At 70.9% G+C, this 25,425-nt stretch carries 26 protein-coding genes and 2 pseudogenes; 15 read left to right on the forward strand and 13 right to left on the reverse strand.

Annotated features, from left to right (window positions below; genetic code table 11):
• A pseudogene (locus CIW48_RS28810) lies at positions 1–186 on the reverse strand (porin family protein); the annotation flags it as partial.
• Positions 187–609: 423 nt separating this feature from the next.
• Here CIW48_RS28810 and CIW48_RS28815 point away from each other — a divergent pair.
• From CIW48_RS28815 to CIW48_RS28835, 5 genes are all read left to right on the forward strand, one after another.
• Positions 610–1,104, forward strand: coding sequence for a GAF domain-containing protein (locus tag CIW48_RS28815; RefSeq protein WP_149313887.1), 495 nt, complete (start codon positions 610–612; stop codon positions 1,102–1,104).
• A gap of 123 nt (positions 1,105–1,227) precedes the next feature.
• Positions 1,228–1,377, forward strand: coding sequence for a hypothetical protein (locus CIW48_RS33570; RefSeq protein WP_173009436.1), 150 nt, complete (start codon positions 1,228–1,230; stop codon positions 1,375–1,377).
• Positions 1,378–2,297: 920 nt separating this feature from the next.
• The gene (locus tag CIW48_RS28825) at positions 2,298–2,756 is read left to right on the forward strand and encodes a MucR family transcriptional regulator (RefSeq protein ID WP_149313854.1); all 459 of its coding nucleotides are present in this window, start codon (positions 2,298–2,300) and stop codon (positions 2,754–2,756) included.
• Positions 2,757–3,125: 369 nt separating this feature from the next.
• Complete coding sequence (locus CIW48_RS28830) at positions 3,126–3,392, forward strand: hypothetical protein (protein WP_244514185.1); 267 nt, start codon at positions 3,126–3,128, stop codon at positions 3,390–3,392.
• 29 nt (positions 3,393–3,421) lie between these two features.
• Positions 3,422–3,700 (forward strand): adenylosuccinate synthase, encoded by a 279-nt coding sequence (locus tag CIW48_RS28835; protein WP_149313855.1) that lies wholly within the window; start codon positions 3,422–3,424, stop codon positions 3,698–3,700.
• A 9-nt stretch (positions 3,701–3,709) separates the two neighbouring features.
• Here the strand turns inward: CIW48_RS28835 and CIW48_RS34635 are convergent, their stop codons facing one another.
• Positions 3,710–3,838 (reverse strand): hypothetical protein, encoded by a 129-nt coding sequence (locus CIW48_RS34635; protein WP_280141091.1) that lies wholly within the window; start codon positions 3,836–3,838, stop codon positions 3,710–3,712.
• 193 nt (positions 3,839–4,031) lie between these two features.
• Here CIW48_RS34635 and CIW48_RS28840 point away from each other — a divergent pair, with 193 nt between their 5' ends.
• Complete coding sequence (locus CIW48_RS28840) at positions 4,032–4,568, forward strand: DUF3016 domain-containing protein (protein WP_149313856.1); 537 nt, start codon at positions 4,032–4,034, stop codon at positions 4,566–4,568.
• 84 nt (positions 4,569–4,652) lie between these two features.
• Here CIW48_RS28840 and CIW48_RS28845 read toward each other — a convergent pair whose 3' ends face one another.
• The gene (locus tag CIW48_RS28845; protein WP_149313857.1) at positions 4,653–4,925 is read right to left on the reverse strand and encodes a hypothetical protein; all 273 of its coding nucleotides are present in this window, start codon (positions 4,923–4,925) and stop codon (positions 4,653–4,655) included.
• A gap of 404 nt (positions 4,926–5,329) precedes the next feature.
• Between CIW48_RS28845 and CIW48_RS28850 the strand changes: the two genes are divergently transcribed.
• Complete coding sequence (locus tag CIW48_RS28850; RefSeq protein WP_149313858.1) at positions 5,330–6,817, forward strand: HWE histidine kinase domain-containing protein; 1,488 nt, start codon at positions 5,330–5,332, stop codon at positions 6,815–6,817.
• A complete protein-coding gene (locus CIW48_RS28855) occupies positions 6,814–7,179 on the forward strand; it encodes a response regulator (RefSeq protein ID WP_149313859.1) in 366 nt (121 codons plus the stop codon). The genes CIW48_RS28850 and CIW48_RS28855 overlap by 4 nt, the downstream gene beginning before the upstream one ends.
• Before the next feature lie 206 nt (positions 7,180–7,385).
• Here CIW48_RS28855 and CIW48_RS28860 read toward each other — a convergent pair whose 3' ends face one another.
• Positions 7,386–7,583 carry a hypothetical protein gene (locus CIW48_RS28860; RefSeq protein ID WP_149313860.1) on the reverse strand — a complete coding sequence of 66 codons (198 nt, stop codon included), beginning with the start codon at positions 7,581–7,583 and terminating at the stop codon, positions 7,386–7,388.
• 535 nt (positions 7,584–8,118) lie between these two features.
• Here CIW48_RS28860 and CIW48_RS28865 point away from each other — a divergent pair.
• Entirely contained in the window at positions 8,119–9,174 is a 1,056-nt protein-coding gene (locus CIW48_RS28865) for a helix-turn-helix domain-containing protein (protein ID WP_149313861.1), read from the forward strand.
• Position 9,175: 1 nt separating this feature from the next.
• Entirely contained in the window at positions 9,176–10,354 is a 1,179-nt protein-coding gene (locus CIW48_RS28870) for a transporter substrate-binding domain-containing protein (RefSeq protein WP_246695465.1), read from the forward strand.
• Here CIW48_RS28870 and CIW48_RS28875 read toward each other — a convergent pair.
• The 6 genes and pseudogenes from CIW48_RS28875 to CIW48_RS28900 form a co-directional block, all read right to left on the reverse strand.
• The gene (locus tag CIW48_RS28875; RefSeq protein WP_149313862.1) at positions 10,342–11,721 is read right to left on the reverse strand and encodes an LLM class flavin-dependent oxidoreductase; all 1,380 of its coding nucleotides are present in this window, start codon (positions 11,719–11,721) and stop codon (positions 10,342–10,344) included. The two genes, CIW48_RS28870 and CIW48_RS28875, sit on opposite strands and share 13 nt — an antisense overlap.
• A pseudogene (locus CIW48_RS28880) lies at positions 11,721–12,958 on the reverse strand (SfnB family sulfur acquisition oxidoreductase). Before CIW48_RS28880 ends, CIW48_RS28875 begins: the two are co-directional and overlap by 1 nt.
• A 10-nt stretch (positions 12,959–12,968) precedes the next feature.
• Positions 12,969–14,213 carry an SfnB family sulfur acquisition oxidoreductase gene (locus CIW48_RS28885; protein WP_173009437.1) on the reverse strand — a complete coding sequence of 415 codons (1,245 nt, stop codon included), beginning with the start codon at positions 14,211–14,213 and terminating at the stop codon, positions 12,969–12,971.
• Positions 14,214–14,344: 131 nt separating this feature from the next.
• On the reverse strand, positions 14,345–14,998 hold the full coding sequence (locus CIW48_RS28890) for a methionine ABC transporter permease (protein ID WP_091788758.1): 654 nt from the start codon (positions 14,996–14,998) through the stop codon (positions 14,345–14,347).
• A gap of 66 nt (positions 14,999–15,064) precedes the next feature.
• Positions 15,065–16,216, reverse strand: coding sequence for an ATP-binding cassette domain-containing protein (locus CIW48_RS28895; protein ID WP_149313863.1), 1,152 nt, complete (start codon positions 16,214–16,216; stop codon positions 15,065–15,067).
• Positions 16,216–17,016: a MetQ/NlpA family ABC transporter substrate-binding protein gene (locus CIW48_RS28900; protein WP_149313864.1), complete on the reverse strand. Its 801-nt coding sequence runs from the start codon at positions 17,014–17,016 to the stop codon at positions 16,216–16,218. Before CIW48_RS28900 ends, CIW48_RS28895 begins: the two co-directional genes overlap by 1 nt.
• Before the next feature lie 566 nt (positions 17,017–17,582).
• On the opposite strand from CIW48_RS28900, the gene CIW48_RS28905 reads away from it, so the two are divergent.
• The 5 genes from CIW48_RS28905 (at position 17,583) to CIW48_RS34315 (ending at position 22,688) form a co-directional block, all read left to right on the forward strand.
• Positions 17,583–17,774 carry a hypothetical protein gene (locus CIW48_RS28905; RefSeq protein WP_149313889.1) on the forward strand — a complete coding sequence of 64 codons (192 nt, stop codon included), beginning with the start codon at positions 17,583–17,585 and terminating at the stop codon, positions 17,772–17,774.
• 295 nt (positions 17,775–18,069) lie between these two features.
• Positions 18,070–19,293 carry a metallophosphoesterase gene (locus tag CIW48_RS28910; RefSeq protein WP_149313865.1) on the forward strand — a complete coding sequence of 408 codons (1,224 nt, stop codon included), beginning with the start codon at positions 18,070–18,072 and terminating at the stop codon, positions 19,291–19,293.
• A 66-nt stretch (positions 19,294–19,359) separates the two neighbouring features.
• Positions 19,360–20,628 (forward strand): arsenic transporter, encoded by a 1,269-nt coding sequence (locus CIW48_RS28915; protein WP_149313866.1) that lies wholly within the window; start codon positions 19,360–19,362, stop codon positions 20,626–20,628.
• A 30-nt stretch (positions 20,629–20,658) separates the two neighbouring features.
• A complete protein-coding gene (locus CIW48_RS28920; protein ID WP_149313867.1) occupies positions 20,659–21,582 on the forward strand; it encodes a DMT family transporter in 924 nt (307 codons plus the stop codon).
• 599 nt (positions 21,583–22,181) lie between these two features.
• Complete coding sequence (locus tag CIW48_RS34315; RefSeq protein WP_246695466.1) at positions 22,182–22,688, forward strand: hypothetical protein; 507 nt, start codon at positions 22,182–22,184, stop codon at positions 22,686–22,688.
• A gap of 43 nt (positions 22,689–22,731) precedes the next feature.
• On the opposite strand, the gene CIW48_RS28940 is transcribed toward CIW48_RS34315, so the two are convergent.
• From CIW48_RS28940 to CIW48_RS28950, 3 genes are all read right to left on the reverse strand, one after another.
• Positions 22,732–23,049, reverse strand: a complete 318-nt coding sequence (locus tag CIW48_RS28940) for a cytochrome c (protein WP_149313868.1) — start codon at positions 23,047–23,049, stop codon at positions 22,732–22,734.
• 35 nt (positions 23,050–23,084) lie between these two features.
• Positions 23,085–24,293, reverse strand: a complete 1,209-nt coding sequence (locus tag CIW48_RS28945; RefSeq protein WP_149313869.1) for a molybdopterin-dependent oxidoreductase — start codon at positions 24,291–24,293, stop codon at positions 23,085–23,087.
• Between the two features lie 96 nt (positions 24,294–24,389).
• Positions 24,390–25,331 carry an NAD(P)-dependent oxidoreductase gene (locus CIW48_RS28950; RefSeq protein WP_149313870.1) on the reverse strand — a complete coding sequence of 314 codons (942 nt, stop codon included), beginning with the start codon at positions 25,329–25,331 and terminating at the stop codon, positions 24,390–24,392.
• Between the last annotated feature and the right edge of the window lie 94 nt (positions 25,332–25,425).

Here is a 25,425-nt window from a genome sequence, read left to right on the forward strand (position 1 = left end):
GGTGTTGCGGTCGCTGGCGTCGAAGGCGTAGCCGGCGTTGATACCGAAATAGGCGCCGGTCCAGGTGAAGACCGGGACGGGGGTGAAGACAGGCGGCGGAGCGGCGCGGCGCGGAAGGTCGGCAGCCGAGGCGGCGCCGGTGAGAAGTGCGGTAGCAGCGCTCGCGAGAAGAAGCTTCTTGATCATCTGGTCCTCTGTCTCCCGTTGGACGGGATGTGTGCGGAGCGGACAGGACGTCAGGATGTGCGGGTGCGATAGTGCATTGTTGCAACAGCGTCGGCGGCGGTCCCGAGCCGATGATCTGGAAGGTGCGCTGGAGCACATCATCGCAGCGTTGTGATTGGGCGGTCGGAAACTATTCCGAGACGTCTGCGGGTCGTTGCGCTGCGATCACCAATACGTGCGCCCTTCTCCAGCTCTTCTGCACGTGGGCGCGCGATCCCGGCCCGATCCCCTGCAGTGAAACGCTTGATCCAGGTTGTTGCTGGCTATGGCCGCTGTGGTCAGGCTTGGGACAGTGGCAGGTTCCAGGGGATGTCGGACCCCGAGGCGACGCCGCTGGCAATGTGGCATCGCCTGAATTCGGAGTGCTCGCGCGACGCGCCTCGTATGGCTGAACTCTCCCTGGATCCCGCCGCGGGTCTGGTTCGGGCATCCTGCCGTTTGGCGACCGCCCGTTCCATCGCGGACATCGTCATGATCCTTCGGGAGACCGCACGGGAGATCGCCGGTTCCGACGGGATCGCCGTGGTGCTGCGGGAGGGCGACGTCTCATTCTACGCCGCCGAGGATGCCATCGAGCCACTGTGGCGCGGCCGCCGGTTTCCACTGACGACCTGCATTTCGGGGCGGGCTATGCTCGACGACGAGACCATCGTCGTGCCGGACGTCGAATGTGATCCCCGGGTGCCGATTGCCCTCTACCGCCTGACCTCGATGCGCAGCCTCGTGATGGTGCCGATCGGTTCGCCTGAGCCGGTCGCCGCACTCGGTGCCTATTGGTGTGCCTCGGTCATCCCGGATGACGGGACTGTGCGCCGGCTCGAAGGGCTGGCTCGACACGCAGCGGCGGCCTTGACCCGCCTCCGCCCGGACGGGCCGTAGAGCGGTCGGAGCCACGCGGATCGGCGCGCCCCGTCGGGGATCCTGCATGGGGCGGGATCGAACGGTCGGCCCGGCCGTTCCCAGCCCTCAGCTCCCTCCGCTCGGAAGTCTCAGACCGCCCCCATGAAGCGCCTCACCCTCATCGGCATCTTCGTCGCCCTGCTGCTCGCCATCGCGGCGATCGCGGCCACGTGGTCGAAGGTCACGCCCATCAATCCGGCGGTCGCGCCGGACACGTCGGCGACGCCCAATCCGACCGGGCAGCGGAAATAAGACCGCGATGACGTGTCGACCGGTACCTCAGGCCCGATCGGCCGGCCGATCCGTGCACGCGGCTTCATCCGCGACATCGGGGAAGTAAGCGAGGCCCGCCGCCATGTCCTCACCAGCAAGGGGGCGCCGGTCGATCTCTTGAGCCGCGGCCGCCAGGCCGTCGATGAGCCTCGGCCGCACCGCCGACGACCGGTCGGCCGGTGCTGACCGGATCCGGGTGACCGGAGGCCGCGCCCGGCCATGCCACCATCCGGGGAACATGCGGCCGCCTTCTGCCTTGGCCCTGCACGAAGGTCTGCACGGCTGTTGGGGGGACGCATGGGACAGGATGTCGACGCTGCACGCGAAGCGCTCGGAACGCTCCCACCGGACCGGCCGGCCAGCCCGGCGAAGCAGCCTGATCCCACATCCGGCGGCAGCGGTCCGCACGCACCCGGTCCGGTGAATCCAGGATCCGACGAAGCGCCCGAGAGCGGCGGCTACGACAGCCGGCCGCCTGCGCCGCAGCCGGATAACCGGAAGGGCGGGTACGGGGCCGGCTGAGCCGCTCAGGCTTCGTTCCCGGTCGTCGCAGCCCGCCGCGCGGCCGCCCTTTTCGCTGCGCAACGCACGAGCCTCGCAGGCACCCGATGGCGATCACCGGGACGGACCGGTGCTGTCGTACCCTTGGCCCGCCCGATTGCGCTCCGTCACGCCGGCGAGGGCGGCAGAAATCCCCAAGGATCCTCAGCGATCTTCGACGGTGAGCGGCCAATCGTCATCCGGCTGCACAGACGGAGGCAGATTTATCCCCTGCCGACTGCTACTCGACGCGAGAAAATTTGCAGTTATTCGTCGAGTCTTCGTTTCATATTTACTTTGTTTAAACCATTATTAAGCCCAAACGATCAGCACGTAAACCGCTATCTGAAAGCCCGACCATGACCGAAACCTTCGATGAGGTATCCGACACCTTGGCCGTGATGACCGCCGAGCTTGTTGCCGCCTACGTGTCGAACAATCCAGTGCCGGCCTCGGAGCTTCCGGCGCTGATCACGCGGGTGCACGGCGCGATCAGCGGGCTCGTCGCCGGGAGCCTGACGGCGGAGACCGGGCTGGCCCCACAGGCCGATGTCGAGAAGCCGAGCGCGACCCAGATCCGCAAGTCGGTCCGCCATGAGGGGATCGTCAGCTTCATTGACGGCAAGATCTACAAGACCCTGAAGCGTCACCTGGCCAGTCATGGCCTCGATCCGCGCAGCTATCGCGACAGTTACGGCCTGCCAGCTGATTATCCGATGGTCGCCCCAGGCTATGCCGAGCAGCGCTCCGCCCTCGCCAAGGCGATCGGTCTGGGTCAGCCCGGCGCCATGGCCCGCCGCGGCGGCGCGGATCGCTGATCCCCGCCAGGACCATCGCCGTCCAGGCGGCGATGGTCCTGGCTCTCCGGGGCGTCATCCACCTGCGCGAGGGGCCTCGATCCGGCGCGGCGCCCAGACGTGGCCCGCTTCCGTCCAGTCCCGGGCATAGTCCGGAGATGCCAGGCTGCCTTGCGGGGTGAGGCGCTGCGTCACCGTGCCGACGTCAGTCCGTATCCCCGTAACGGCCGCGATGCGCGCGTGTCGCCGTTCGCGGCCGGGCGACAGCGGTCGCTTCGGCGGCCCTGAGGCGAATCTCCGCAGGGGGCGTCTCGAGATCCGGGTGCATTGCGATCCCGGGTCATCTAGAACATATCATGAACGAAGCGGATTGCCGTGGAGCGCTGTGGCTTGATCGAGAGACCCTCAACACCGACGCGCCTTTACCGCTTCCATTGCACGGACGGCCACGAACTGGTGACCGATCTGCGCGGCAGACGGTTTCCGAATGCGGGCCAGATGCGGGCCCATGCCGACGGCGTCGCGCTCGCTCTGATGGAGCGGGTCGTGGAGCGGTTCGATTGGTCGGACTGGCAGGTCGAGGTCTACGACGCCAAGGGGCGCCGGGTCTGGATCCGGGCCTTTCCCGATGTCAGCGTCGACCGGGAGGCCGCCTGAGGCGGGCGGTCGTGCACAAGGAGAAGCAGATGGCCTTCAAGCCGAAATCCGCCGCGGAGACCAAGGCGCGGGATCTGGGGCTCGCCCTCGCCCGGATCGCGGAGGGCGCGGGCCTGCCCGCGAGTATCGGAGTCGACCAAGTGCGGCGCGCAAGTCCCCGGCTGACCCCTCTGGCGGTTGGCCAGATGGTGCGGAAGGAGCGGGACACCGTCGAGGCAACCCTGGCCGAGCGTGGCTTGGCGCTCGTCGATTATTCCGATCAGGGGCCGGGTCGCGGGATGGAATTCATCATCGACGCGGCAGCCTGAGCGGCGCGGTCAGGCCGCCGCCGGGCGGCTCCGCAGGAGACGGCCCACAAGGCGGAACGGCAGGAGCGGCAGCTTGATCAGCGCCGTGACCAGCAGAACCGCCACGACGGTAAGAAGCGCCAGAACAGAGTTCATCATGCGCATCGGACTCCCATAACCGGCTCGTCCCTCGGGCCGGGTGCGATACGAGGCGCCCGGAACACGGCGAGACTATGAACGGGCAGGAGCCATTCGGTCGCAGCCGGCCATGCGCGGCGACGCGGGATACGGGCCTTTGACCGGGCGGTTCCACCCGACAGGCCTGCCCGGATCGGGCGGGAAGGAGTTGGATATGCGCACGCGTTTCGCCGGCGGCTTGGCCGCCCTCGCGGTCATGGCCGCGCTAGCGATGGCCGGACCGGCCTCCGCCCAAGTCCCCGCCCAAATCCAGGCACGGGTCCAGGTCCGCTATGCTGCGCCGGACCGGTTCACCGATGCTGAGAACCGGTTCGGCTCCGGGCAGCCGCTCCGGCTCACCCTCGCCGAGCTGACGCGGATCTTCCAGGATCTCGGCACGGCACGGCTCCGCCCGGATGAGCGCCTCGACATTACAGTGCTCGACGTCGATCTCGCCGGCTTCGACCGCCCCGGCTTTGCAGCCCCGACGGGCGTGCGGGTCGTGACGGACGCGACGCCGCCGCGGATCCGTCTCGCCTACAGACTGCGCCGGACCGGACGTCTCGTCGCGCAGGGCGAGGACACGGTGACGGATATCAACTTCCTGCTGACATCCAATCCTCGCTTCTCCACCGGCGGCTTGTATTACGAGCGGCAGATCCTGCGCGACTGGTTTGCCCGGCGCTTTCCGGAGCCCATGGGGCGCGGCTAAAGTGCGTGCCCCCGTTGTCGGTCCGAAACTCCTCGGGTGGACTCGGGGAAGGCCGGGCCGGCACTGGGCCGGTCCGGCGCAATCCTAACGGCCGCTCGGGGCCGCCGTGCTCCCCGTGACGGCGTTGCCGCCGCTGTCACCGCCGATGGCGCCGCGTGTGACGTTGTTGAACCGGCTGCCGCTCGGCATCCGGGTGCTGCGCCGGGCGCGGTGGCGCTTGGCCCGCACAGTGGTCAGCAGGCCGTCAGACGCGGCGACGGACGGGGACGGACCGGTGGGCGCCGCGGTGGCGGGACCTGCCAACAGGGCCGTCGTGATCCCGGTCAGAAGGGCGGCGGCAATGGTCGATGCGCGCATGATGGATCGGTTCTCCCTGGGCCGTAGCAAGGCTGCCCCGGCCCTCCGCTGTAGAAGTCCGGCAGGCCGACGGAAGTTCACGGCGGCGCTCGCAGCCCTGCCGGGATCGGTCCTGCGGACCTGAAACCGCCATGCCCCGGGGTTCACGGCCTGAAGACCGCTCCACGCTGACGCATCCACCCATCCGAACCCGACGGATGATGTCGACCGCGCATCGCCGGCCGAATCGGTGAGACGGAGCGCCCCTATCAAGGGCCCGAGCGGTGTAGTAGCCTCGTCGTGGCGCGCCTGAGGGGCGGGCCGCCCGTGGGTCGCCCGTGGATCGCCCCTGGGCCGATCGGGGGAGGTCTCCCGCCATCCGCGCTGCCCTTGCCCGAGCCGCAGCCTCACGAGTCGGTCACCGCATGGGCGAGGCCTGCATCTTCTCGGCCGGCTGCAGCGAACTGGCCGACCTCGTCCGGACCTACGATTGGGCGGAGACGCCGCTGGGGCCACTGGCGAATTGGCCGCAGAGCCTGATCTTCGCGGTCAGCACGCTGCTGCAATCGCCTGTGCCGATCGTGCTGCTGTGGGGTGAGGACGGCATCATGATCTACAACGATGCCTATTCGGGTTTTGCAGGCGGGCGCCATCCTCAGCTCCTCGGCTCCAAGGTGCGCGAGGGCTGGCCCGAGGTCGCCGACTTCAACGACAACGTGATGCGCGTCGTTCTGGCCGGCGGGACGTTGTCCTACAAGGATCAGGAACTCACCCTGCACCGCTACGGACGGCCCGAGGCCGTCTGGATGAATCTCGATTACTCTCCGGTGTTCGGCGAGGATGGCCGGCCCGCCGGGGTCATCGCCATCGTGGTCGAGAGCACCGAGCGCGTCTTGGCCGAGCGCCGCCTGCGCGCGAGTGAGGAGCTGTTCCGCACCCTCGCCCAGGGTATTCCGCAACTCATCTGGCGCGCCGGAATCGATGGGGCCTGCATCTGGTCGAGCCCGCAATGGCACGCCTATACCGGCCAGACTAACGCGACGAGCCTGGGCTGGGGCTGGCTGGCCGCGGTCCATCCGGATGATTACGCGGCCGCCGCCACGGCTTGGCACGAGGCGCCGGTGAGTGGCCACCTCTCCTTCGAGCACCGGCTCTGCAACGCGGCCGAGCAACGCTTCTGCTGGTTCCAGACCCGGGCTGCACCGGTCCGCGACGCGCAGGGCCGGATCGTCGAGTGGCTCGGCACCTCGACCGACATCGACGATCTGCGTCAGCTTCAGGAGCGGCAGCAGGTCATGGTCGCCGAGCTGCAGCATCGGACCCGGAACCTGCTCGGCGTCGTACGTTCCATCGCCAAGCAGACGATGGCCCAGACCGGGCCCGGTGAGACGTTTCGCGAGCGGTTCAACGACCGCCTGTCCGCTCTTTCCCGGGTCCAGGGCCTGCTCTCGCGCTCGGACCAGGAACCGATCACGCTCCAGGCCCTGATCGAGACGGAACTCGCCGCCCTCAACGCGCCGGCCATGCGGGAGCGCATCCGTCTCCATGGGCCGGTGGTGCGGCTGCGCAAGGCCACGGTCCAGACCTTCGCGCTGGCCCTGCACGAACTCGCCACCAACGCGCTGAAATACGGCGCCCTCACCACCGCGCAGGGGCGCCTGACGGTGACATGGCGGACCTATCTGGCGGATGACGGCGGCCGGCTGCTGGTCGAGTGGATGGAGGAAGGTCTGGTCCGTAGAGCGGATCTGCCGGACGCGGCGCCGCGGGGCGGCTATGGCCGGGAATTGATCGAGCACGCCCTGCCCTATGCCCTGAAGGCGACCACCCGCTACGAACTCGGCGACACGGCGCTACATTGCTCGATCAATATCCCCCTCCCGGAGGGAGAAGTCGCAGGCAACCCCGCATGAATCCGACCCTACGCGCTCTGTCCGGCCGGCGGGTTCTGCTGGTTGAGGACGACTACTTCATCGCCGTCGATCTCAAGTCCGAGTTTGAGGAAGGTGGCGCACAGGTCCTGGGTCCGGTGCCAAGCGTCAGCGAGGCGCTGGCACTGATCGCCCATACGGCCGACATCGACGCGGCTGTCCTCGACATCAACCTGCAGGACGAACTCGTCTATCCGGTCGCCGACGCCCTGCATGCGCGGGGCGTCCCGTTCCTGTTCGTGACCGGCTACGATCCGGTCGCGGTGCCCTCGCTCCACGGGGCCGTGGCCCTGTGCCAGAAGCCGATCGACCCGCAGATCGTAGCGAGCCGATTGTTCGGCTGAGGTCGCGAAGAGGCGCGTCGGCGCCGGATGCCCGGCGCCTCAGCGTTCAGGCCGCCCAAGCGGATGTTTCCCGTGAAACATCCGCCCGGCGCACAGGCCCCGCGCTGGCGGCGCGACGCGTCTCGGAGACAGCGCCTCCCGGATTGATGGCGCGACGGACAGGAGGCGGCCCGAAAGACGTGACCAGCCGCGGATGCCGGCGCGGCTCATCGGTCACCGAAGAAGCGCACGATTGCCCCGGCGGCCAGCCACAATCCTCTCAGGAATAACCAGAGCAGCCGGCCGGCTTGGACCAGCATCTCAATGCCTTCGAGAAGGTCGAACAGCCGTCGCCAACGGCCGGGGCGGCGTGACGCCGGCTCCACCTGGATAGGCGACTTATCGCGGCTTTCGCTGCCACCCATCCTTGTCTCCAGCGGGGTGCCGATCGCGGCCGGGCGGCTTCAATCATCAGACGGCCTCCAGGCCAGTGGAGACGAGCTGTGCGGCGGCGCCAGGGGCGCAGGTCGCCAGTATGGCCCAGCGACAGCTGCACGCCGGGGGCGGCCAAGCCGATTAGGCGCCCGCCCAGGACCGCTCCGTCCCGCCACAGCCGGCTCGAAAACCCCGCTCCGAACAGACCCGAGCGCACCGCAGCGCCGGTGTCGTCAGCTTTAACAGACTCTCACCTGGCTGCCACAATGGGTGCCGCACGCACCGTTCTGGTACGGTGATCCCTCTGCCGGGGACGGAGGGAACCATTCCGGGAGCGCGGGCCGTGGTGATCCGATGCCGCGACAAAGGACAGTGTACAGCCGCGTCTGTCGTCGAGCGATGAGGGGATTGTCGGGATGGACACGGCTAACGTGCGGGACAACCCGACTGCGATGCCACATGTGACCTTGGGGTAGGCCCTCGTTCTTCGTCGGTCGCGGGAACAGCAGGTGTCAGGCTCTACGTATGTCTTCCGCGGATAGAAACCGGGACCCGGACGCGGCAACGGCCGGCGGCGATGCTCCGGGCGGAGAGGTCGCCTGTCTGCGATTTGACCCGCCGGTTGATCCCGAGGGGCTCGGTCGGGCTTGGCAGGACCATCTCGCGCCCATCTTCGACGTCAGCTTTCGCCCGGACACCGACCTCACCATTCCGATCGCGATGCGCAGCTATCATCTCGGCGACCTGCTGGTCGGCGACGTGGTGGCACCGGCCCACACCCTCGTGCGGACGCAGGCGATGATCGGACAGCAAGGCCTCGACCACATCCTGCTGCAGTTCTACCGGCGGGGGCAGAGCCTTGTGGAGACCGATCACGGCACCGGCCGCGTGAACGAGGTGCAGTGCATCGTCTTCGATCTCGCCCAGCCCGTGCGCATCGTGGCGGGCGCCGTCGATGCTACGAACGTCGTGATCCCCCGCGCCCTGCTGGAGAAGCAGGGCTGCCACCCGGACGCCCTGCACGGGCGTCCCCTCGACCATGACGGCGACCCGTTCGGGCGGCTGGTCCACAATTTCGTTGCCAACGTCGTCGCCTGCGGCGACCTCCTTGACCGCCGCGAGGCGTTGGCGGCCTCGGCGGCGATCACCCAGCTCTGCGCCAGCTGGCTGCGCGGACAGGAAGAGGGGCGCCCCTCGCAGCACCAGGATGTCCGGATCCGCGTCCGCCGCCTCGTCGAGGCGGAACTCGGCAATCCGAAGCTGACGCCCGCCCTGATCGCGGCGCGACTCGGCCTGTCGCGCTCGACCCTGTACCGCCTGTTCGCCCCCAACGGCATCGTGGCGTATATCCGCGATCGCCGCCTGATGGCGGCGATGCGGATGCTCGTGCGCGATGATGCCCCCAAGCCCCTGCGCATCTCGCAGGTCGCCTTCGCGGTCGGCTTCTCGGACGAGCGGACCTTTCGGCGGGCATTCAAGCGCCGGTTCGGTTTCATCCCGAGCGATGCGTCCCAACACCTGGGCACCGAGCCCGATCAAGCGCCCGGCGCCGTCCTGCGCAACTGGATCGAGAGTCTCTGACGTGCCGCGCTCATCCGTCGTCTCCGCGGCCATCCTGACTGGCTGTCTGTGCCTCGCCGCGGGCCCGGTCCGCGCCGAGACGCGGGAGACGGTTCAGGCGAGGTCCGAGGCGGCAGCCGACCGGGTGCCCCTCCCGCTCGGCACGAACGACCCCGAGACCTGGCGGGTCGCGACGCATCCGGTGCCGCCCCTGGTCATGGACGCGGAGGGCCGGTTGCGGGGATTCAGCATCGATCTCTGGAATGCCATCGCGCGGGACCTCGCTGTCCGGACCGCGTTCGTCCGCGTCGACGACCTGCCGGCACTGTTCGCGGCGGTCTCGGACGGGCGCGCGGACCTCGCCATCGCGGCGGTGTCGATCACCGCGGAGCGCGAGAAGCAATTCGACTTCTCCGTCACGATGCTGGAAACCGGCCTGCGCATCGCCGTCCGGGCGGGGCCGGACGCGACCGGTTCGGCCACGGCGCGGGCCCTCCAGGCGCTCCTGCGCGACGCCGCCTTCCTGCAGGTCCTCCTGGGGCTTGCCGCCCTCATCCTCGCGGTGGCGGCGCTGATCTGGTGGCTCGAGCGGCGCCATCCGGGCGGCATGGCCGCGCGGGCGCGGCCCGCGCACGGCTTCGCCCATGTCCTCTGGTGGGCGTTGAGCAGCCTCGCCGCGCAGGCGGACGAGATGCCGCGCAGCCCGCTGGCCCGGGCCGTCACGGTGGTCTGGCTGTTCACCTGCATCGCCCTGGTGGCGTGGTTCACGGCCGGTCTGACCAGCACGGCGACAGTGGAGCGCCTGCGCGGCGCGATCAACGGCCCGCAGGACCTGCCGGGCAAGCGGGTGGGCACGGTCGTCCACACTACGTCGGTCGCCTATCTGGCGGACCATTTCGCCACGCCGGTAGGCTTTGCGACCCTGGAGGAAGCCTGTGCGGCCCTGGAGGCCGGCACCGTCGCCGCGGTGGTCTACGATGCCCCCGCCCTGAGCTACTACGCGACGCAGCCCGACCATCCACCGCTGCGCCTGATCGGGCCGGCCTTCAACCGGCAATCCTACGGCATCCTGTTCACGGCCAACGATCCCCGGCGCAAGCGCGTGAACCAAGCCCTCCTCGGTCTGCGGGAGGATGGCCGCTACGACGAGATCTACGGCCGCTGGTTCGGCTCCGAGAGCGGCGAAGCTCAAACCCGCTGAGGCGGGTCGCGGTGGCGGTAGGAATCGGCCGGATGGCGCGCGGGCAGCCGGTCCCCCTGGCCGAACAGCTTCGCCCGGAGTGAGCCCTCGGCATAGGCGGTCTTGTAGAGGCCGCGATCCTGCAGTTCCGGGATTACGAGGTCGATGAAGTCGGAAAAACTCTCCGGCACGACGATCCGGCTGAGGTTGAAGCCGTCGACCTCCCCCTCCTCGATCCAGGTCTGGAGCGCGTCGGCGATGGCGACCGCGTCTCCGGTGAGCACCGCGTAGCGGCCGCCGAGCTGCAGCTCGGTCAGCAGGTCGCGCTTGGTCAGGCCGCGCTTGGCCGCCGCCGCGGTGGCCGACTGGATGGCGTTGCCCGGTGCATAGGGGATCGGCTCGTCGAGGCCGTAGCGGGCGAAGTCGATCCCCGTGGAGGCGGAGAAATGCGCGAGCCCCGCTTCCGGGCTCGCGTAGGACAGGTATTCGTCCCGCTTCGCCTCGGCCTCCGCCCGGGTCCGTCCGGGGATCACCGCGAGGCCGACGAAGACCTTCACGTCGTCGGGATCCCGCCCCGCCGCGACCGCCTCGGCCCGGATGGCGCGGACGGATTCGCGGGCGGAGGCCGGGTCGCGGGCCGAGATGAACACGCACTCGGCGTGGCGGCCCGCGAAGGCGCGGCCGCGGCCCGAAGCGCCCGCCTGGTAGAGGACCGGCGTGCGCTGACGCGACGGCTCCGACAGGTGGTAGCCCTCGATGGAGAAGAACTCGCCCCGGTGCACGACCTTGCGGATATGGGCGGGGTCGCTGAACACCCGGGCCGCCCGGTCGCGGCGCACGGCCGCGTCGTCCCAGCTGCCCTCCCAGAGCCGGTAGAGCACCTCGAGATACGCGTCGGCGTAGTCGTAGCGCCGATCATGTGCCGGCAACGTGCCGCCGCTCTGAGCGCGGTGGGCGCTGTCGAGATAACCGGTGACGATGTTCCAGCCGATCCGGCCACCGGTGAGGTGGTCGAGGGTCGAGAGGCGCCGGGCGAAGGTGTAGGGCGCCTCCTGGTGGACGTTGATGGTCACCCCGAAGCCCAGATGCTCGGTCACCGCCGCCATCGCGGAGATCATCACGGTCGGATCGTTGACCGGGAGCTGCACGGCCTCCCGGGCGGTCACGTCGATGCCGCCGCCATAGATGTCGTAGACGCCGATGATGTCGGCGATGAACAGTCCGTCGAACAGGCCGCGCTCCAGGAGCTTCGCCTGCTCGGTCCAGTAGGACAGCATGTTGTAGTCGGACGAGCGGTCGCGCGGGTGGGTCCAGAGCCCGTGGTTGATGTGGCCCACGCAGGTCATGTTGAAGGCGTTCAGCAGGATCTGCTTCGTCGTGGCGGCCATCAGAGCGCTCCGTGCCGGGGCGGCTGCCGGCCATCGAGGTGGTAGGCGCCGATCCAGTGGTACTTCCAGCGCACCGGATCGTGTAGGGTGTGGGTGCGGACGTTGCGCCAGTAGCGGTCCAGCGCCTCGGCCCGGTCGGTGGCGGAGGTGCCGCCGAGCTCGACCAGCTTGTTGGCCGCGAGCAGGCCGGCCCGGTGGCTCGCCGCCCGGGCCTCTGCCACCGCCACGGAGGCGGCCGCAACGGTCTCGGCGTCGGGGGCGGCCTGTGCGGCGTCCACGAAGCGACCGGCCCGCGCCAGCAGGGCGTCGGCCGCCGCGAGGCGCACCTGGACGTCGCCCAGCGCGTGGAGGGTCAGCGGATCCTCGCTGGCCCGGGCGACCCCGGCATCGATCCACGGCCGGGCGCGGTCGCGCACGAAGGGCAAAGTCGCCGCGAAGCGCCCGCGCCGATGCCGAGATCGATCCCGGCATGCAGGATCTGCGCGAAGGGGCCGATGGCGGTCGGCCGCTCCAGCGAGGCCTGGAACGGCACCACCCAGTCGGGCTCCACGGCGACGCGCTCGAACAGGACCGAGCCAGAGCCGGTGACCCGCTGGCCGAATCCGTCCCAGTCGTCGACCAGGGTGACGCCCGGCGCGTCCCGGGGGATGAAGACGAGGTAGGCGACCTCCCGGCCGTCCTCCTCGGCGTTGGCCAGGGTGGGGATGCGGTGGGCGTAGAGCGAGCCGGTGCAGTAGTATTTGCGGCCCTCGACATACCAGCCCGCGGGATCGCGCACGAGCCGGGTGCGGCGGGTGTGGTCCCGCGCGCCGATCTCGGCCAGCGCGTTGCCGAAGCGCTCGCCCGCCAGGACACGGCCGTAGAGGGCGCGCTTCTGGGCCTCGGTGCCGCCGTTGCGGAGCACCTCCAGGGCGTAGAAATGGTTCTGCGGGATCTGGCCCAGCGAGCCGTCCGCCGCGGCGATCCGGGCGATCACCTGGGCGACCGTGGCGCTGTCGAGGCCGGGGCCGCCATATTCCGTCGGCACCGTGATCGCCCAGAGGCCGGATTCGGTGAAGCGCGCGATCTCGGTGACCGGCAGGCGCCGCGCGAGGTCGCGCTCGACGGCGGCCTCGGCGAAGGCGTCCGCCAGCCGGTCGGCGACGGCCAGCGCGGCGGCGCCGTCGGGAAGGACCGGCACCGGGCGAGGCGGCGCGGGCGCCTCGTTGAAGGCGGTCTCGTGGGGCTGGAGCGGCATGGCCCGGTCCTCAGTTCCACTGGTGCCGGGCCGGCAGCACGCCGTTCAGGGCGTAATTGCCGAGGAGGTGGTATTTCCAGCGCACTGGGTCGTGCAGGGTGTGGACCCGGGCGTCGCGCCAGAACCGGCCGAGATTGTACCCGTCCCGGGTCGCCGAGGCGCCGGCGAGTTCGAGCAGCCGCTCGGAGGCCTCCAGGGCGATCTCGGTGGTGAGGATCTTGGCCACCGCCACCGCCACCGAGGCCTCGGCCGCGCTCTGGGCGGTGACCGGGGCCGCGGCGATCCGGTCCAGCGTCCCGCCGGCCCGGGCCAGGACCGCCTCGGCGGCGTGCAGGTCGACGGTGAGCCGTCCGACCTCGCCGAGGATGTGGGGATCCTCCGCGACGGTTTCGGCGGTGAAGGGATAGGGCCGGGTCCGGGTGCGCAGGAAGTCGAGGGCGGCGGCGACGGCGCCCCGGGCGAGCCCGGCATCGATCGCCGCGTGGATCAGCTGCGAGACCGGACCGAACAGGCCCGGGCGCCCGGCCAGGGGCGCGAGGTCGATCGTCAGATCGTCCGCGACCGGGGCGTTCTCGAAGATCACGCTGCCGCTCGCCGTGGTGCGCTGGCCGAAGCCCTGCCAGTCGTCCACCACCCGCACGCCGGGCGCGTCCCGGCGCACGAAGACCAGGAGCGGCCCGCCGTCGGGGCCGACCGCGCGCGTCGGGATCCAGTGGGCGAAGAGCGCGCCCGTGGAGTAGAAGCGCGTGCCGCTCAGCCGCGGGCCTTCCGGCCCGGCGGACAGCTGCGTGTCCACGCCGGTGATGGCCTTGCCGTTGCGGGCGGGGCCGGCATTGCCGATCCGGTGGCCGGCGAGCACGTCGCGGTAGATCCGCGCCTGCTGGGCGGGGCTGGCGGCGACCGCGACCAGCGCCAGGACGCCGAACTGGTTCTGGGGGATCTGCGCCGCCGAGCCGTCGGCGGCGGCGAGGATCGCGAAGACCTCCGCGAGCGTCGCGTGCGAGACCCCGACGCCGCCGTGGGCGCGCGGCACCGTGATGCCGCCGAGCCCGCTCTCCGTGAAGGCCGCGATCTCCGCCCAGGGCAGGCGCCGGTCCCGGTCGCGCTCGGCCGCGCCCGCCGCGAAGATCCGGGCCACGGCCCGCGCGGCCGCGATCGCCTCGGCGTCCGAGCGGATCCGGTGCGGTGGCGACGGCGGCGGGGGGAGCGGCTCGGCGGCCCCGGCGGCGACGGATCCGTCCATGTCCAGGCTCATGGGTGCAGGCTCATGGGTGCAGGCTCATGGGTGCAGGCTCATGGGTGCAGGCTCATGGATTCAGCCTCACGGGTTCAGCCTCAGGGAGGCGGCCCCGGGTTCGGGCCGCCTCGTGCCGGGGCGTGGGTCCGTCAGCGGGCCCGGAGCCGCCGCACCGCGGTGTCGCCCGCGAACTGGACCACGCACACGAGGGCGATCAGGATCGCGATCACCACCACCATCACGGTGGTGTCGAAGCGCTGGTAGCCGTACCGGATGGCGACGTCCCCGAGCCCGCCCGCGCCCACCGCGCCGGCCATCGCGGAGGCGCCGATCATCGCCACCACCGTGATGGTGAAGCCGGCGACGATGCCCGGCAGCGCCTCGGGCAGGAGCACGTGGGCGAGGATGTGCCGGCGCCGGCAGCCGATGGACTGGGCGGCCTCGATCAGGCCCGCATCCACCTCCCGCAGCGAAACCTCGGCGATCCGGGCGAAGAACGGGGTCGCGCTCACCGAGAGCGGCACGATCGCCGCCCAGACGCCGATCGTGGTGCCGGCCACCAGCCGGGTGAACGGGATCAGCGCCACCAGCAGCACGATGAAGGGCACGGCCCGGAAGCCGTTGACCACGGTCCCGACCACCCGGTTGGCCGTCGGGGCCGGGAAGATGCCGCCGGGCCCGGAGGTGACGAGGAACAGCGCCAGAGGAATGCCCGCGAGCACGGCGATCCCGGCCGAGACCCCGACCATGAGCGCGGTGTCGAGGAAGGCCTGCCAGAGGCGTTCGATCATCTGCGGTGACATGGCTGGGCTCCGGGTTCGGCGGCTTGCGCGGTCGGGGTGTCGGGCAGAGAGCGGTCCCGCATCGCCTCACCCCAGAGCCGCGTCGGCGGGGACGTAGCCGACCCGCTCCACGTCGCCGAGGGCCCGCAGCCGCGCCTCCGCGCCCGGATCCTCGGCCGGGACGGCCACCAGCATCCGGCCGACGGCGCGGCCCTGGATCCGCTCGATGCCAGCCTGGAGGAGCCGCACCGACGCCCCGGCGCCCGCGAGGGCCGAGAGATCGGGCGCGGCCTGGCCCGAGCAGGTGATCCGCAGGATCGCCGAGCCGCCTCGCGCGGGCTGCGGCTGCAGCCGGGCCGCCAGATCGGACGGCAGGCCGCGGGTCAGGGGTTCGAGCAGCGCCCGGGTGGTCGGGTGCTCGGGCGCCCCGAAGACGCGCCAGACCGGCCCGGTCTCGACGACCCGGCCGCCCTCCAGCACCACCACGTCGCTGCAGATCTCGCGGATCACGCTCATCTCGTGGGTGATCAGGATGATGGTGATCCCGAGGCGCCGGTTGATGTCGCGCAGCAGGTCGAGGATCGCCAGCGTCGTCTCCGGGTCGAGGGCGGACGTCGCCTCGTCGCAGAGCAGGATCTCCGGATTGCTCACGAGCGCCCGGGCGATGCCGACCCGCTGCTTCTGGCCGCCGGAGAGCCGCGACGGGTAGGTGTCGGCCTTGTCCTCGAGGCCGACGAGGCGCAGCGCCTCCGCGACCCGCGGGCCGATGTCGCGCCGGGGGACCCCCGCGACCGTCAGCGGCAGCGCCACGTTCTGCCGGACGGTCTTGGCCGCCAGCAGGTTGAAGTGCTGGAAGATCATGCCGATGCGCCGGCGCAGGGCCACGAGCCCGTCGGTGTCGAGGGCGTCGATCGGGGCACCGTCGACCAAGACCCGGCCCGAACTCGGCGCCTCCAGCCGGTTGACCGTGCGCAGGAGGCTCGACTTGCCCGCCCCCGAGCGGCCGATGATGCCGAAGATCGCGCCGGCGGGGATCGCGAGGTCCACCCGGTCGAGCGCCTGCACCGGTCCTGCGGCGGAGCGGTAGGTCTTCGAGACGGACTCAAACCGCACCGTCCCGGCCTCCCGGCCGGGCGCGGCGGCCGGCGCCCGGGCGGCAGTTGCGGCGTCCGAGCCCACCCGTCCGGCCGCGACCGGCGTGTCCGGATCGCGCAGGCTGTCGAAGATCAGGCCGACCATCAGTTCTGCCACGCCAGCAGGTAGAGCTTGTCGCTGTTGGCGAAGGACTTGCGGATCTGCTGTTTCACCGCCTCCGAGTTCTGGAAGAGCGTCACGAATTTCCGGATCACGGGGTCCTCCTTGCGGGCGGCCTTGGTGACGAAACTCACGGCGAAGCGCCGGTCCTCGATACCGGAATAGATCAATCCGCTGGTCGGGTCGAAACTGCCGGCCGCCACGATGAAGTGCGGGTAGCCGAGGGCGAGGTCGACGTCGCCGGTGATCCGCGCGAGCTGCGGCCCCTCGACCTCGGTGAATCTCAGTGTCTTCGGGTTCTCGACGATATCGTCGAGGGTGCCGAGGAAGCCGACACCGTCCTTCAGCTTGATCAGCCCGGCCTTCTGGAGCAGCAGCAGGCCGCGGCCCTGGTTCACCGGGTCGTTGGCGATCGCCACGGTGCCGCCCGCCGGGATCTGGTCGAAGCTCTTATGTTTCAGGGAGTACAGGCCTATATTGGACAGGATCCCGAGCCCGACGATGTCGAACGCGTAGCCCTTCTGCTTGGCGGCATTCTCCATGAAGGGGCGGTGCTGGAAGAAGTTCACGTCGATGTCGCCGGCATCGAGGGCGACGTTGGGCGTCGTCCAGTCGCTGAACTCGATGACTTTCACGTCGAGCCCCTCGGCCTTGGCCTCCCGGGCCGCCACCGTCACGGCATCGCCGTAGGCGCCGGGCACGACGCCGATCCTGAAGGTCTCCGCCCCGGCCGGCAGGGCGCCGAGGCTGAGCGCCGCGAGGGCGAGGAGACGCAGGAACTTCATCGGGCGGGACTCTGGCGGGGATGGGCGGGGGCACGTCCGGCGGTCTGGCCGCGATGGATCGCTCCGCATCCGAAAGCATGCGGACACTATCCATCAGGTCGACTGGCGCCGTCTCACGCGGAGGATTGTCTCGCGTCAGATTTAGATCAGCCCGGTCTGCCCCGAAATTCCAAAGATCGTCGTTCGGCGACACGATCGATCTCCCGATGCCCCGAGCCGGAGATGCGAATGCTGCGCGCTTTGCGGCGCGCCGGTCCGGTCCCGTCCCGCGGGAGGTCCGGTCGCGGGGACGGGACGCGGCGCCCGGGCGGCCCAGGTCGGCCGAGCGGGTGACCGAATACAGGTCGCACCGGCGCGCGGGCTGCCGGAACAAGCCTTGTCGGACCGGATTGAACCTGCAATTATCCAGTTATCGCAACGGCTTAGTGAAGATCATGCTCTTCCGCGAGCACTCCGCGAACGAAACCTTCTCCGCCGGCCTCGATCCGGGAGATGAGCCTTCCCGGGCCGGAGATATACCCCGCCACCCGGCCCCCGAGGCCTGGTCCGGCAGGGCCGACCCGGCCATCGCGCCGGGCGACGAGGTCGTCTTCGACCGGCTCGACCTCGCCGAGATCCTCGGGATCTGGCGCCATGCCCGCGGCCGGGTCGTGGGTCTCCACCGCCCGTGGGGCGCCGCCGCCACCGTGGACGTGAAGTTCGAGGGGCACGAGACCCTGGAACGCTACCTGCCGGATCTGTTCCGGCGCGCGCACTGATCCGCGCCGGTCCGCGCGCCGCGTCCTCACCGGCCGAAGTGCCGGAAACTGTCGGCTGAGACGACATCGAGTGTCTGCTTTCACGACACTTCCGATCGACCGGTCGCGGATCGGGCCGGCGCTCACGAAAATGTAGGGTTCCGCCGGCGGGCGCCCTCCCCCGCGGCCGGAACCCCGCCGTCTCCGAAACGTCGGGCCGGTCGCGACCACCGCGGCCGATTCCCGGCCGGGGCGGACGGGCCTGTCCGGGGGGCACGATGGCTCAGGGAAACCACAGACGGCGCACTAGCGCGCCATGACGGCGAAACACGGCGTGTTCGCCTTCGCGCATATCGGCGACCTCCACCTGGAGCGCGCCGAGGACCGCCACGCCGCCGACCTGCGGGCGATGCTCGCCGAGGTGGCGGGGCTGCACGACCGCGGTCTCCTCGACTTCGCCTACCTGCCCGGCGACCTCGCCGAGGACGGGCGGATGGAGCAGTACGCGGTGCTGCGCGAGGCCCTGGACCGGCACCCGGCCCTGCCGGTGCGCCTGATCGCCGGCGACCACGACCGGCAGCACGGCTCGATGGCGGATTTCGACGCCCTGTTCGCCGCGGTGGCGGGCAGCCCGCGCGGCGGCGGCCACGCGGCGCGGTGCCACGACCTGCCGCGCCCGCGCGACCCGGTCTCCGTGACGCACTACTACTTCGCCGAGACCTGGGCGGGCGTGCGCTGCCTGTTCCTCGACATGGTCAGCCCCGGCTACGGTCAGAAGGGCTTCGGCCTCGACTTCCGCCTCGGCCCCCACCAGCTGGCGTGGCTCGGCGAGGAGCTGACCCGGGCCGAGCGGGAGGGCCTGCCCAGCGCGGTCTTCGCCCACACCTACCCGGACGATCTCTGCGTGCCCGACGAGCGGGCATCGCTCGCCGGCTTGATCCGCCATCACGGCGTGCGCCTCGTCGAGATGGGCCACACCCACTACAACGAGCTCGCCCCGGACGGGCGCACCCTCTACGCCGCGGCCCGCTCGGTCGGCCAGAACGAGGACGGCTCGGTCGGCTACGCGGTCGCGGCGATCGACGGGCCGGTCACGAGCTGGCGGTTCAAGCCCCTCGACCGGGCGCTGCCCTTCGTGATGATCACGAGCCCGGCCGACCGGCGCCTCGCCACGGCGCCCCTCGACGCCGCCGACGGCACGATCTCGGTGCGCGCCCTCGTGCTGTCGGACCGGCCCCAGGCCGAGCGGCGCTGTCACCTGCGCGTCGATGGCGGCCCGGCCCACCCGATGGTGCCGGACGGCCCCCGGACGGTCCATGCCCGCATTCCCTGGCGGGCCGGCGCGCGCCGTCTCGCCGTCACGGTGACGGACGGCGCCGGCCACGCCGATACCGAGGTGATCGAGCCCGTGGACCGGAGCTTCGTGCCGCCGCCCGCGCACGAGCGCCCCGGCAGCGACTCGTTCCGCCTGCCCGCCTGGCCCGAGAAGGGGCTCCGGGGCGACCAGCTCGGGCCGAACCGTAACGGCCGGCCCTGGTAGCCGGTCCCGCCCGAATCGCTGCACATCGCACCGCACGATCCACCCACCAGAGGACCACCGCAACCGATGGGCGCGCTGACGCTGACCCCCAACATCACCACCTGGGCGATCGCCGCCCTCGCGACCCTCGGCGTCATCCTGCGGCCGTTCGCGTGGCCGGAGGCGATCTGGGCCGTGCTCGGCGCCGGCGCCCTCGTGGCCCTCGGCCTGCTCGCCCCCGCCACCGCCTGGGACGGCGTGCTGAAGGGGACCGACGTCTACCTGTTCCTCGTCGGCATGATGCTGATGTCCGAGGTGGCCCGGAAGGAGGGCCTGTTCGACTGGCTCGCCTCGATCGCGGTGCGCGCCGCCAAGGGCTCGGCGACCCGTCTGTTCACCCTCGTGTACCTCGTCGGCACCGTCGTCACGGTGTTCCTGTCGAACGACGCCTGCGCGGTGGTGCTGACGCCCGCCGTCTACGCGGCCACCAAGGCCGCCAAGGTGGAGAACCCCCTCCCCTACCTGTTCATCTGCGCCTTCATCGCCAACGCGGCAAGCTTCGTCCTGCCGATCTCGAACCCGGCCAACCTCGTGGTCTTCGCCGAGCACATGCCGCCGCTGGTGCGCTGGCTCGGCCTGTTCGCCCTGCCCTCCCTGCTCGCCATCGTGACGACCTACGCGGTGCTGCGGCTGACCCAGGCGAAGACCCTGCGCGGGCAGGAGGTCGCCACCGACGTCGAGGCTGTGTCGCTCTCCCGCACCGGCCTCGTGGCGGGGATCGGCATCGTGGCGACCGGCGGCGTCCTGATCGCCGCCTCGGCGCTCGGCCTCGACCTCGGCCTTCCGACCTTCGTGGCCGGGCTCGCCACCACGATCGTCGTGCTGCTGCTCAAGCGCGGCGGCCTCGTCGCGGTCGCCCAGGACGTGTCGTGGAGCGTGCTGCCGCTGGTGGCCGGGCTGTTCGTCCTGGTCGAGGCCCTGGAGAAGACCGGCGTGCTGGCGATGCTGGCGGACCTCCTCAAGGACTACGCCCACGCTGCCCCGGAGGCCACCGCCTGGGGCGCGGGCGGCCTGGTCGCGGTGCTGTGCAACCTCGTCAACAACCTGCCGGCCGGGCTGATCGCGGGCGCCGCCGTGCAGACCGCCCACGTGCCCGAGAAGGTGGCGGGCGCGATCCTGATCGGCGTCGACCTCGGTCCGAACCTGTCGGTGACGGGCTCGCTCGCGACGATCCTCTGGCTCACCGCCATCCGCCGCGAGGGCCAGGATGTCGGCGCCTGGACCTTCCTCAAGCTCGGCCTGCTGGTGATGCCGCCGGCCCTCGCGCTGGCGCTCGCCGGCCTGCTCCTCGTCTGATCCTCCCCCCGCCAACCCGAAGGTCCGCGCGTGACGGCAGCCCTCCTCTATCCCTTCATCCTGGTGGCGGGCGCGCTGCAGGCGATCGGCAACGCCATGAACGCGCAGCTGCGCGGCCGCATGGTCAATCCGTGGCTCGCCGCGACGGTGTCGTTCCTGCCGATCGTCTTCGTGTTCACGACCCTGTTCCTCACGATGCCGACGCCGCTGCCGAGCCTCGACTCCCTGGGCACGATGCCCTGGTACGCGCCGCTCGGCGGCTTGGCCGGCGCGGTCGCGGTGTTCGGCGGGCTCGCCTTCATCGACAAGGTCGGCGCCGGGCCGTTCAACGGCCTGACGCTCACCGCCAACATCCTCACCTCTCTGGCGATGGACGCGCTCGGCCTGTTCGGCCTGCAGGCCGCGGGCTTCAAGCCGATGCCCTGGCTCGGCGGCCTGCTGATGGCGGTGGGCGTGACCTTCATCGCGCGCTCGGGCGGCAAGAGCGAGGGCGGCGAGGGGCACGGCCTATCGGGCAAGCTGCTCTACCCGTTCATCCTCGTGGCCGGCGCCCTCATGGCGATCGGCGTCGTCTGGAACGCCCAGCTGCGCGGCGCCCTGGAGAATCCCTGGCTCGCCGCGACCGTGTCGTTCGTGCCCGTCGTGTTCGTGTTCGCGCTGATGTTCCTGCTGCGGCCGTCGCCGCTGCCGAGGCGGCAGGACATCGCGGGCGTCCGCTGGTGGATGCCGCTCGCCGGGATCACCGGGGCGGTGGCGGTCTTTGCCGGTCTGCTCTTCGTCGACAAGGTCGGGGCCGGCGCCTTCAACGGCCTGCTCATCACCGCGAACCTCCTGACCTCGGTGGCGCTGGACCATTTCGGCTGGTTCGGCATGAAGCAGGTCAAGGCCGGCCCGCCGCGCCTGATCGGCGCCGCCCTGATGGTCGGCGGCATCGTGCTGATCTCGTTGTTCTGAGCGTCCGGAGACGCCGCTCGCGAAAACCTCCGGCCGAGGATCCTGCTCTTCGACGACGTGCGCGAGAGCGCCGCCGCTCGACGGCAAGCGGCTCGGCATCGCGGCGCACCGGAACGCCGATCTCCGGCTGCTCCGGAACCTCCTCGGCTATTGCGGCCTCACCCTGGAGGAGGCCGCCGGCCCGGCCCGGGATTCGACGGTCCTGCTGGCCCCGGTCGACCAGGAGGCGGTGGCCGGCGCCTTCCGCGAGAAGTGGATCGACGCCTTCGTCAGCATCATCGCGCCCAAGGCGCTGGGCCTGGTCTCGGCCGTGCAGGGCGTCGCCCGCGGCGGCAAGGTGGCGTTCGTCGCCGTGGAGGATGAGGGCGCCGTGATCGAGCGTTTCCCGCGGCTCCAGGCGGTCACCGTTCCGGGCGGCCCGTTCGGGGGCGCCCGAAGCTGCCGGCCGCACCCGCGCCTTCGCCCGAGACCTCGTCGCGGTGATCGCCCGCCGGACCGACAGGACCGGACCCACGCAGACCGTGCGCATCGGGGCCGGTGTCCACTAAGGCGAGGTGTTCTGCGGGATCATCGGCGAGGAGGCGCGTTACGAGATCACGGTGCTGGGCGACGCCGTCAACGTCGCCGCCCGCCTCGAGCACGCGACCAAGCTCCACGACGTCCCGATCCTGGTCTCGGAGGCCGCGCGGCTTGCCGCCGCAGCGCCGGCCGGGAAGAAGATTCGCCGTTGCCGGCGATCGAACCGGTCCATTGAAAAGAACCTTGCTGCCGAGTGCTTCCAACAGAGAACAAGCATCTCCACGGACAGCGAAATACGAAAGACGCGTCCATTGCGGAGTGGCGTGCCGAGCGCGACATTCGCCATCATGCGCAGCGCCTTTGAAAATCAGTCGCCGGCCTTCGATCCGTTCGGCGAGCCCGTCGCCGACGGCGTCGCCCGCGCCTGCCCGGTCGCCACGGCCGGCGACCGCACGGCGCGGCGCGTCGGCGGTGCAGTCTTCTGGACGCTGGCCCTGGCGATCCTGGCCGGCCGCGTCTACGCCTACGATCTTCCGGCCGTGCAGGCCGTCGCCTCGCACGCGGCGCAGGCGCTCGCACTGCGCTGAAGCCGCGCGAGCGCGCGTCCGGTCGGGCCGTCGGTCAGACCCCTCAATACGTTCCTGCCAGATAGGCAGCGATCGCGCCCGCATCGGCCTGTTCGATTGGGGCGTGATAGGCCTTGATCATCTTGGCCACCTCCGCATCCCAGAACGCGTTCCCGCGGCCTGGCGGCTGCGTGGCGATGTAGTCCACCGAGTGGCAGGTCTGACAATTGGCCTGGGCTGCCTCGTAGCCCGCGGTGAGGCTGCTCTCCTTCGGCGGCCGCAGCTGAGCGGTCGGGTCCGGAACCGTGTAGGTCTGCGGTGCGCCCCAGGCCGTGCCGGCCGTCAGGCCCGCGAGCATTGCGCCAAGCGTAAGCGCACGCATCCCCTCAGTCCTCCCGTTCGCCCTCATGCCGCCCCTCATGCCGCCTGCACCCGGGTGGTCTCGACGCCGTTGCGCATGTAGCCGGACGGGTTCCAGTGCGATTCCATCGGCTGGGTGCTGCCGTCATTGGCGGTGGCCCGCACCCGGATGGCGTGTGCACCGGGCGTGAGCGCGGTCGCGACCGACCAGGTCCGGAATGCGTAGGGGCCGAGATCCTGGCCGAGGGTGGCCTGGATCCATGTGGCGCCGTCATCGGTGGAGACCGCCACGGCCTTGATGCCGGAGCCGCCGTCGAAGGCGATGCCGCGCAGGGAGACCGGCCCGGCGGCCACGCGCGCGCCGTCGATCAGGTTCGTGAGGAATGACCGGACGTTGAGGCGCCCGATCGGCACCGTGGCGGCGGCCGCCTGACCGGGCTCCGTGCAGGCGCAAGGGTTGTCGGGGATGCGGTAGGCGGTCTTCATGAAGAAGCCTTCGAAGGGCTTGTCCAGCACCGTGACCGTGTCGAGGTGCTTGACCCAGTAGGTCCCGTAATAGCCCGGCACCACAAGGCGAAGCGGGTAGCCGTTGAGCCAGGGCAGATCCGCGCCGTTCATGCCCCAGGCCAGCAGCACCTGATCGTCGCCGGCTTGGTCGAGGGTGAGCGCCTTGGCGAAGTCCGGCGTCTCGGGCAGGATCGGCCGGTCGAGACCCTCGAAGGAGACCTGCACGGCCCCTGCCCTCACGCCGGCCTTGTCGAGCACGCTCTTCAGCGGCACGCCGGTCCACCGGGCGCAACCCATGGCGCCGTTGGCGAGCTGGCCGCCGGCCATGCGCGGCTCGAAGAAGCCGCGGGAATTGCCTGAGCACTGGTTGACCGCGACGATCGCGGTCCGGCCCGGCAGCGCCTTCAGCTCCGCCAGCGACAGCGCGACGGGCCGCTCGACGTGGCCGCCCACGGTCAGCCGGAACGCCTCGGGGTCGATCTCCAGGGGGATGTCGGCGAGGTGGTAACGGACGAAGAAGGCGTCGTTCGGCGTGATCGCGCCCTCGTCGAAGACCGCGAACGGCGTCTCCAGCTGCGGCGGCCGGGCGGTGGTCTGCAGCAGCGGCCGCTTGCCCGGATAGGCGACGAGGGGGCGCTCGCCGTTGCCGAAGGGCAGATGCGCATCCTCTCCGGCCCGGGCAGGCCGCAGGCCGCTTCCCGCCGCCAGGGCGCCGAGTGCGGCGCTCTTCAGGAAGGCCCGCCGTGCCGGATCGGTCATCCTCTGCTCCTCCCGGCCCACACCGAAATCCTCGGTCTCGCAGTGCCGGCTCCGTTGGATAGCCCGTGGCGGGCGAAAGGCCCAGAACCCGTGCGTTCAGCCCTGTGTGAGATACCGGCGCACCGCAGCGGCGATGACGGCTGAGACCCGGACGTTCGACTCCTGCGTCACCCCGGCGATGTGGGGCGTGAGGATCAGGTTCGGCACGCCCGCGAACGGGGCGCCGGCCGCCGCGTCGAGGGGCTCGCGGTCGAACACGTCGAGGGCCGCGCCGCCGAGATGCCCGGACCGCAGGGCTGCCGCCACCGCGGCCTCATCGACGACGCCGCCCCGCGCCGCGTTGATCAGCACGGCGCCCGCGGGCATCCGCGCGAGGGCATCCGCGTCGATCAGGCCGCGGGTCTCCGGGGTGAGCGGGACGTGCAGGGAGAGGACGTCGCTCCCGGCGATCAGCGTGGCGAGATCCTGACGCTGCACCGGGCCGTAGGCGGGCGTCCAGGCCGGATTCTCGGCCGCGAGGAACGGGTCATGGGCGGCGATCGCCATGCCCAGGGCAGCGGCGCGGCGGGCGGTTTCCCGGGCGATCGATCCGAAGCCCACCAGTCCGAGGCGCTTGCCGGCGATCTCGCGTCCCATCAGGGCATTGCGCGGCCAGGTCCCGGCCGCGACCGCCCCGCTCGCCCCGTAGGCCCCGCGCAGCAGCAGCATCGCGGTGGCGACGACATATTCGGCGACCGCGCCGTCATTGGCGCCCGTTGCCGGCTGGACCGCGATGCCCCGCGTCCGGCAGGCCGGCACGTCGATGTTGTCGAGGCCGACCCCGAGACGTCCGACGATCCGCAGGCGCGGGGCGGCCGCGAGCAGGTCGCCGCGGACTTGCGTCCGGTTGCGCACGATCAGGGCGTCGGCCTCCGCCACGGCGGCGACCAGGGCCTCGGGCCGGTCGACGAGGCCGGGATCGTACAGGGTGTCGAAGTCCGACAGGTCGGCGGCGATCGCCGCCGGGTCCATGAATTCGCTGATGACGACCTTGGGCATGGTACGCCTGTTTCCCGGTTCCGTATGGTCGGTCCCCGCTAGAGCCGTTCCCGGCACCCTGGCAACACGGATCTGCGCCCGATCGCAGGGCGGC

Origin of the sequence: Methylobacterium sp. P1-11 (assembly GCF_008329595.1) — a bacterium.
Taxonomy (GTDB): Bacteria; Pseudomonadota; Alphaproteobacteria; order Rhizobiales; family Beijerinckiaceae; genus Methylobacterium.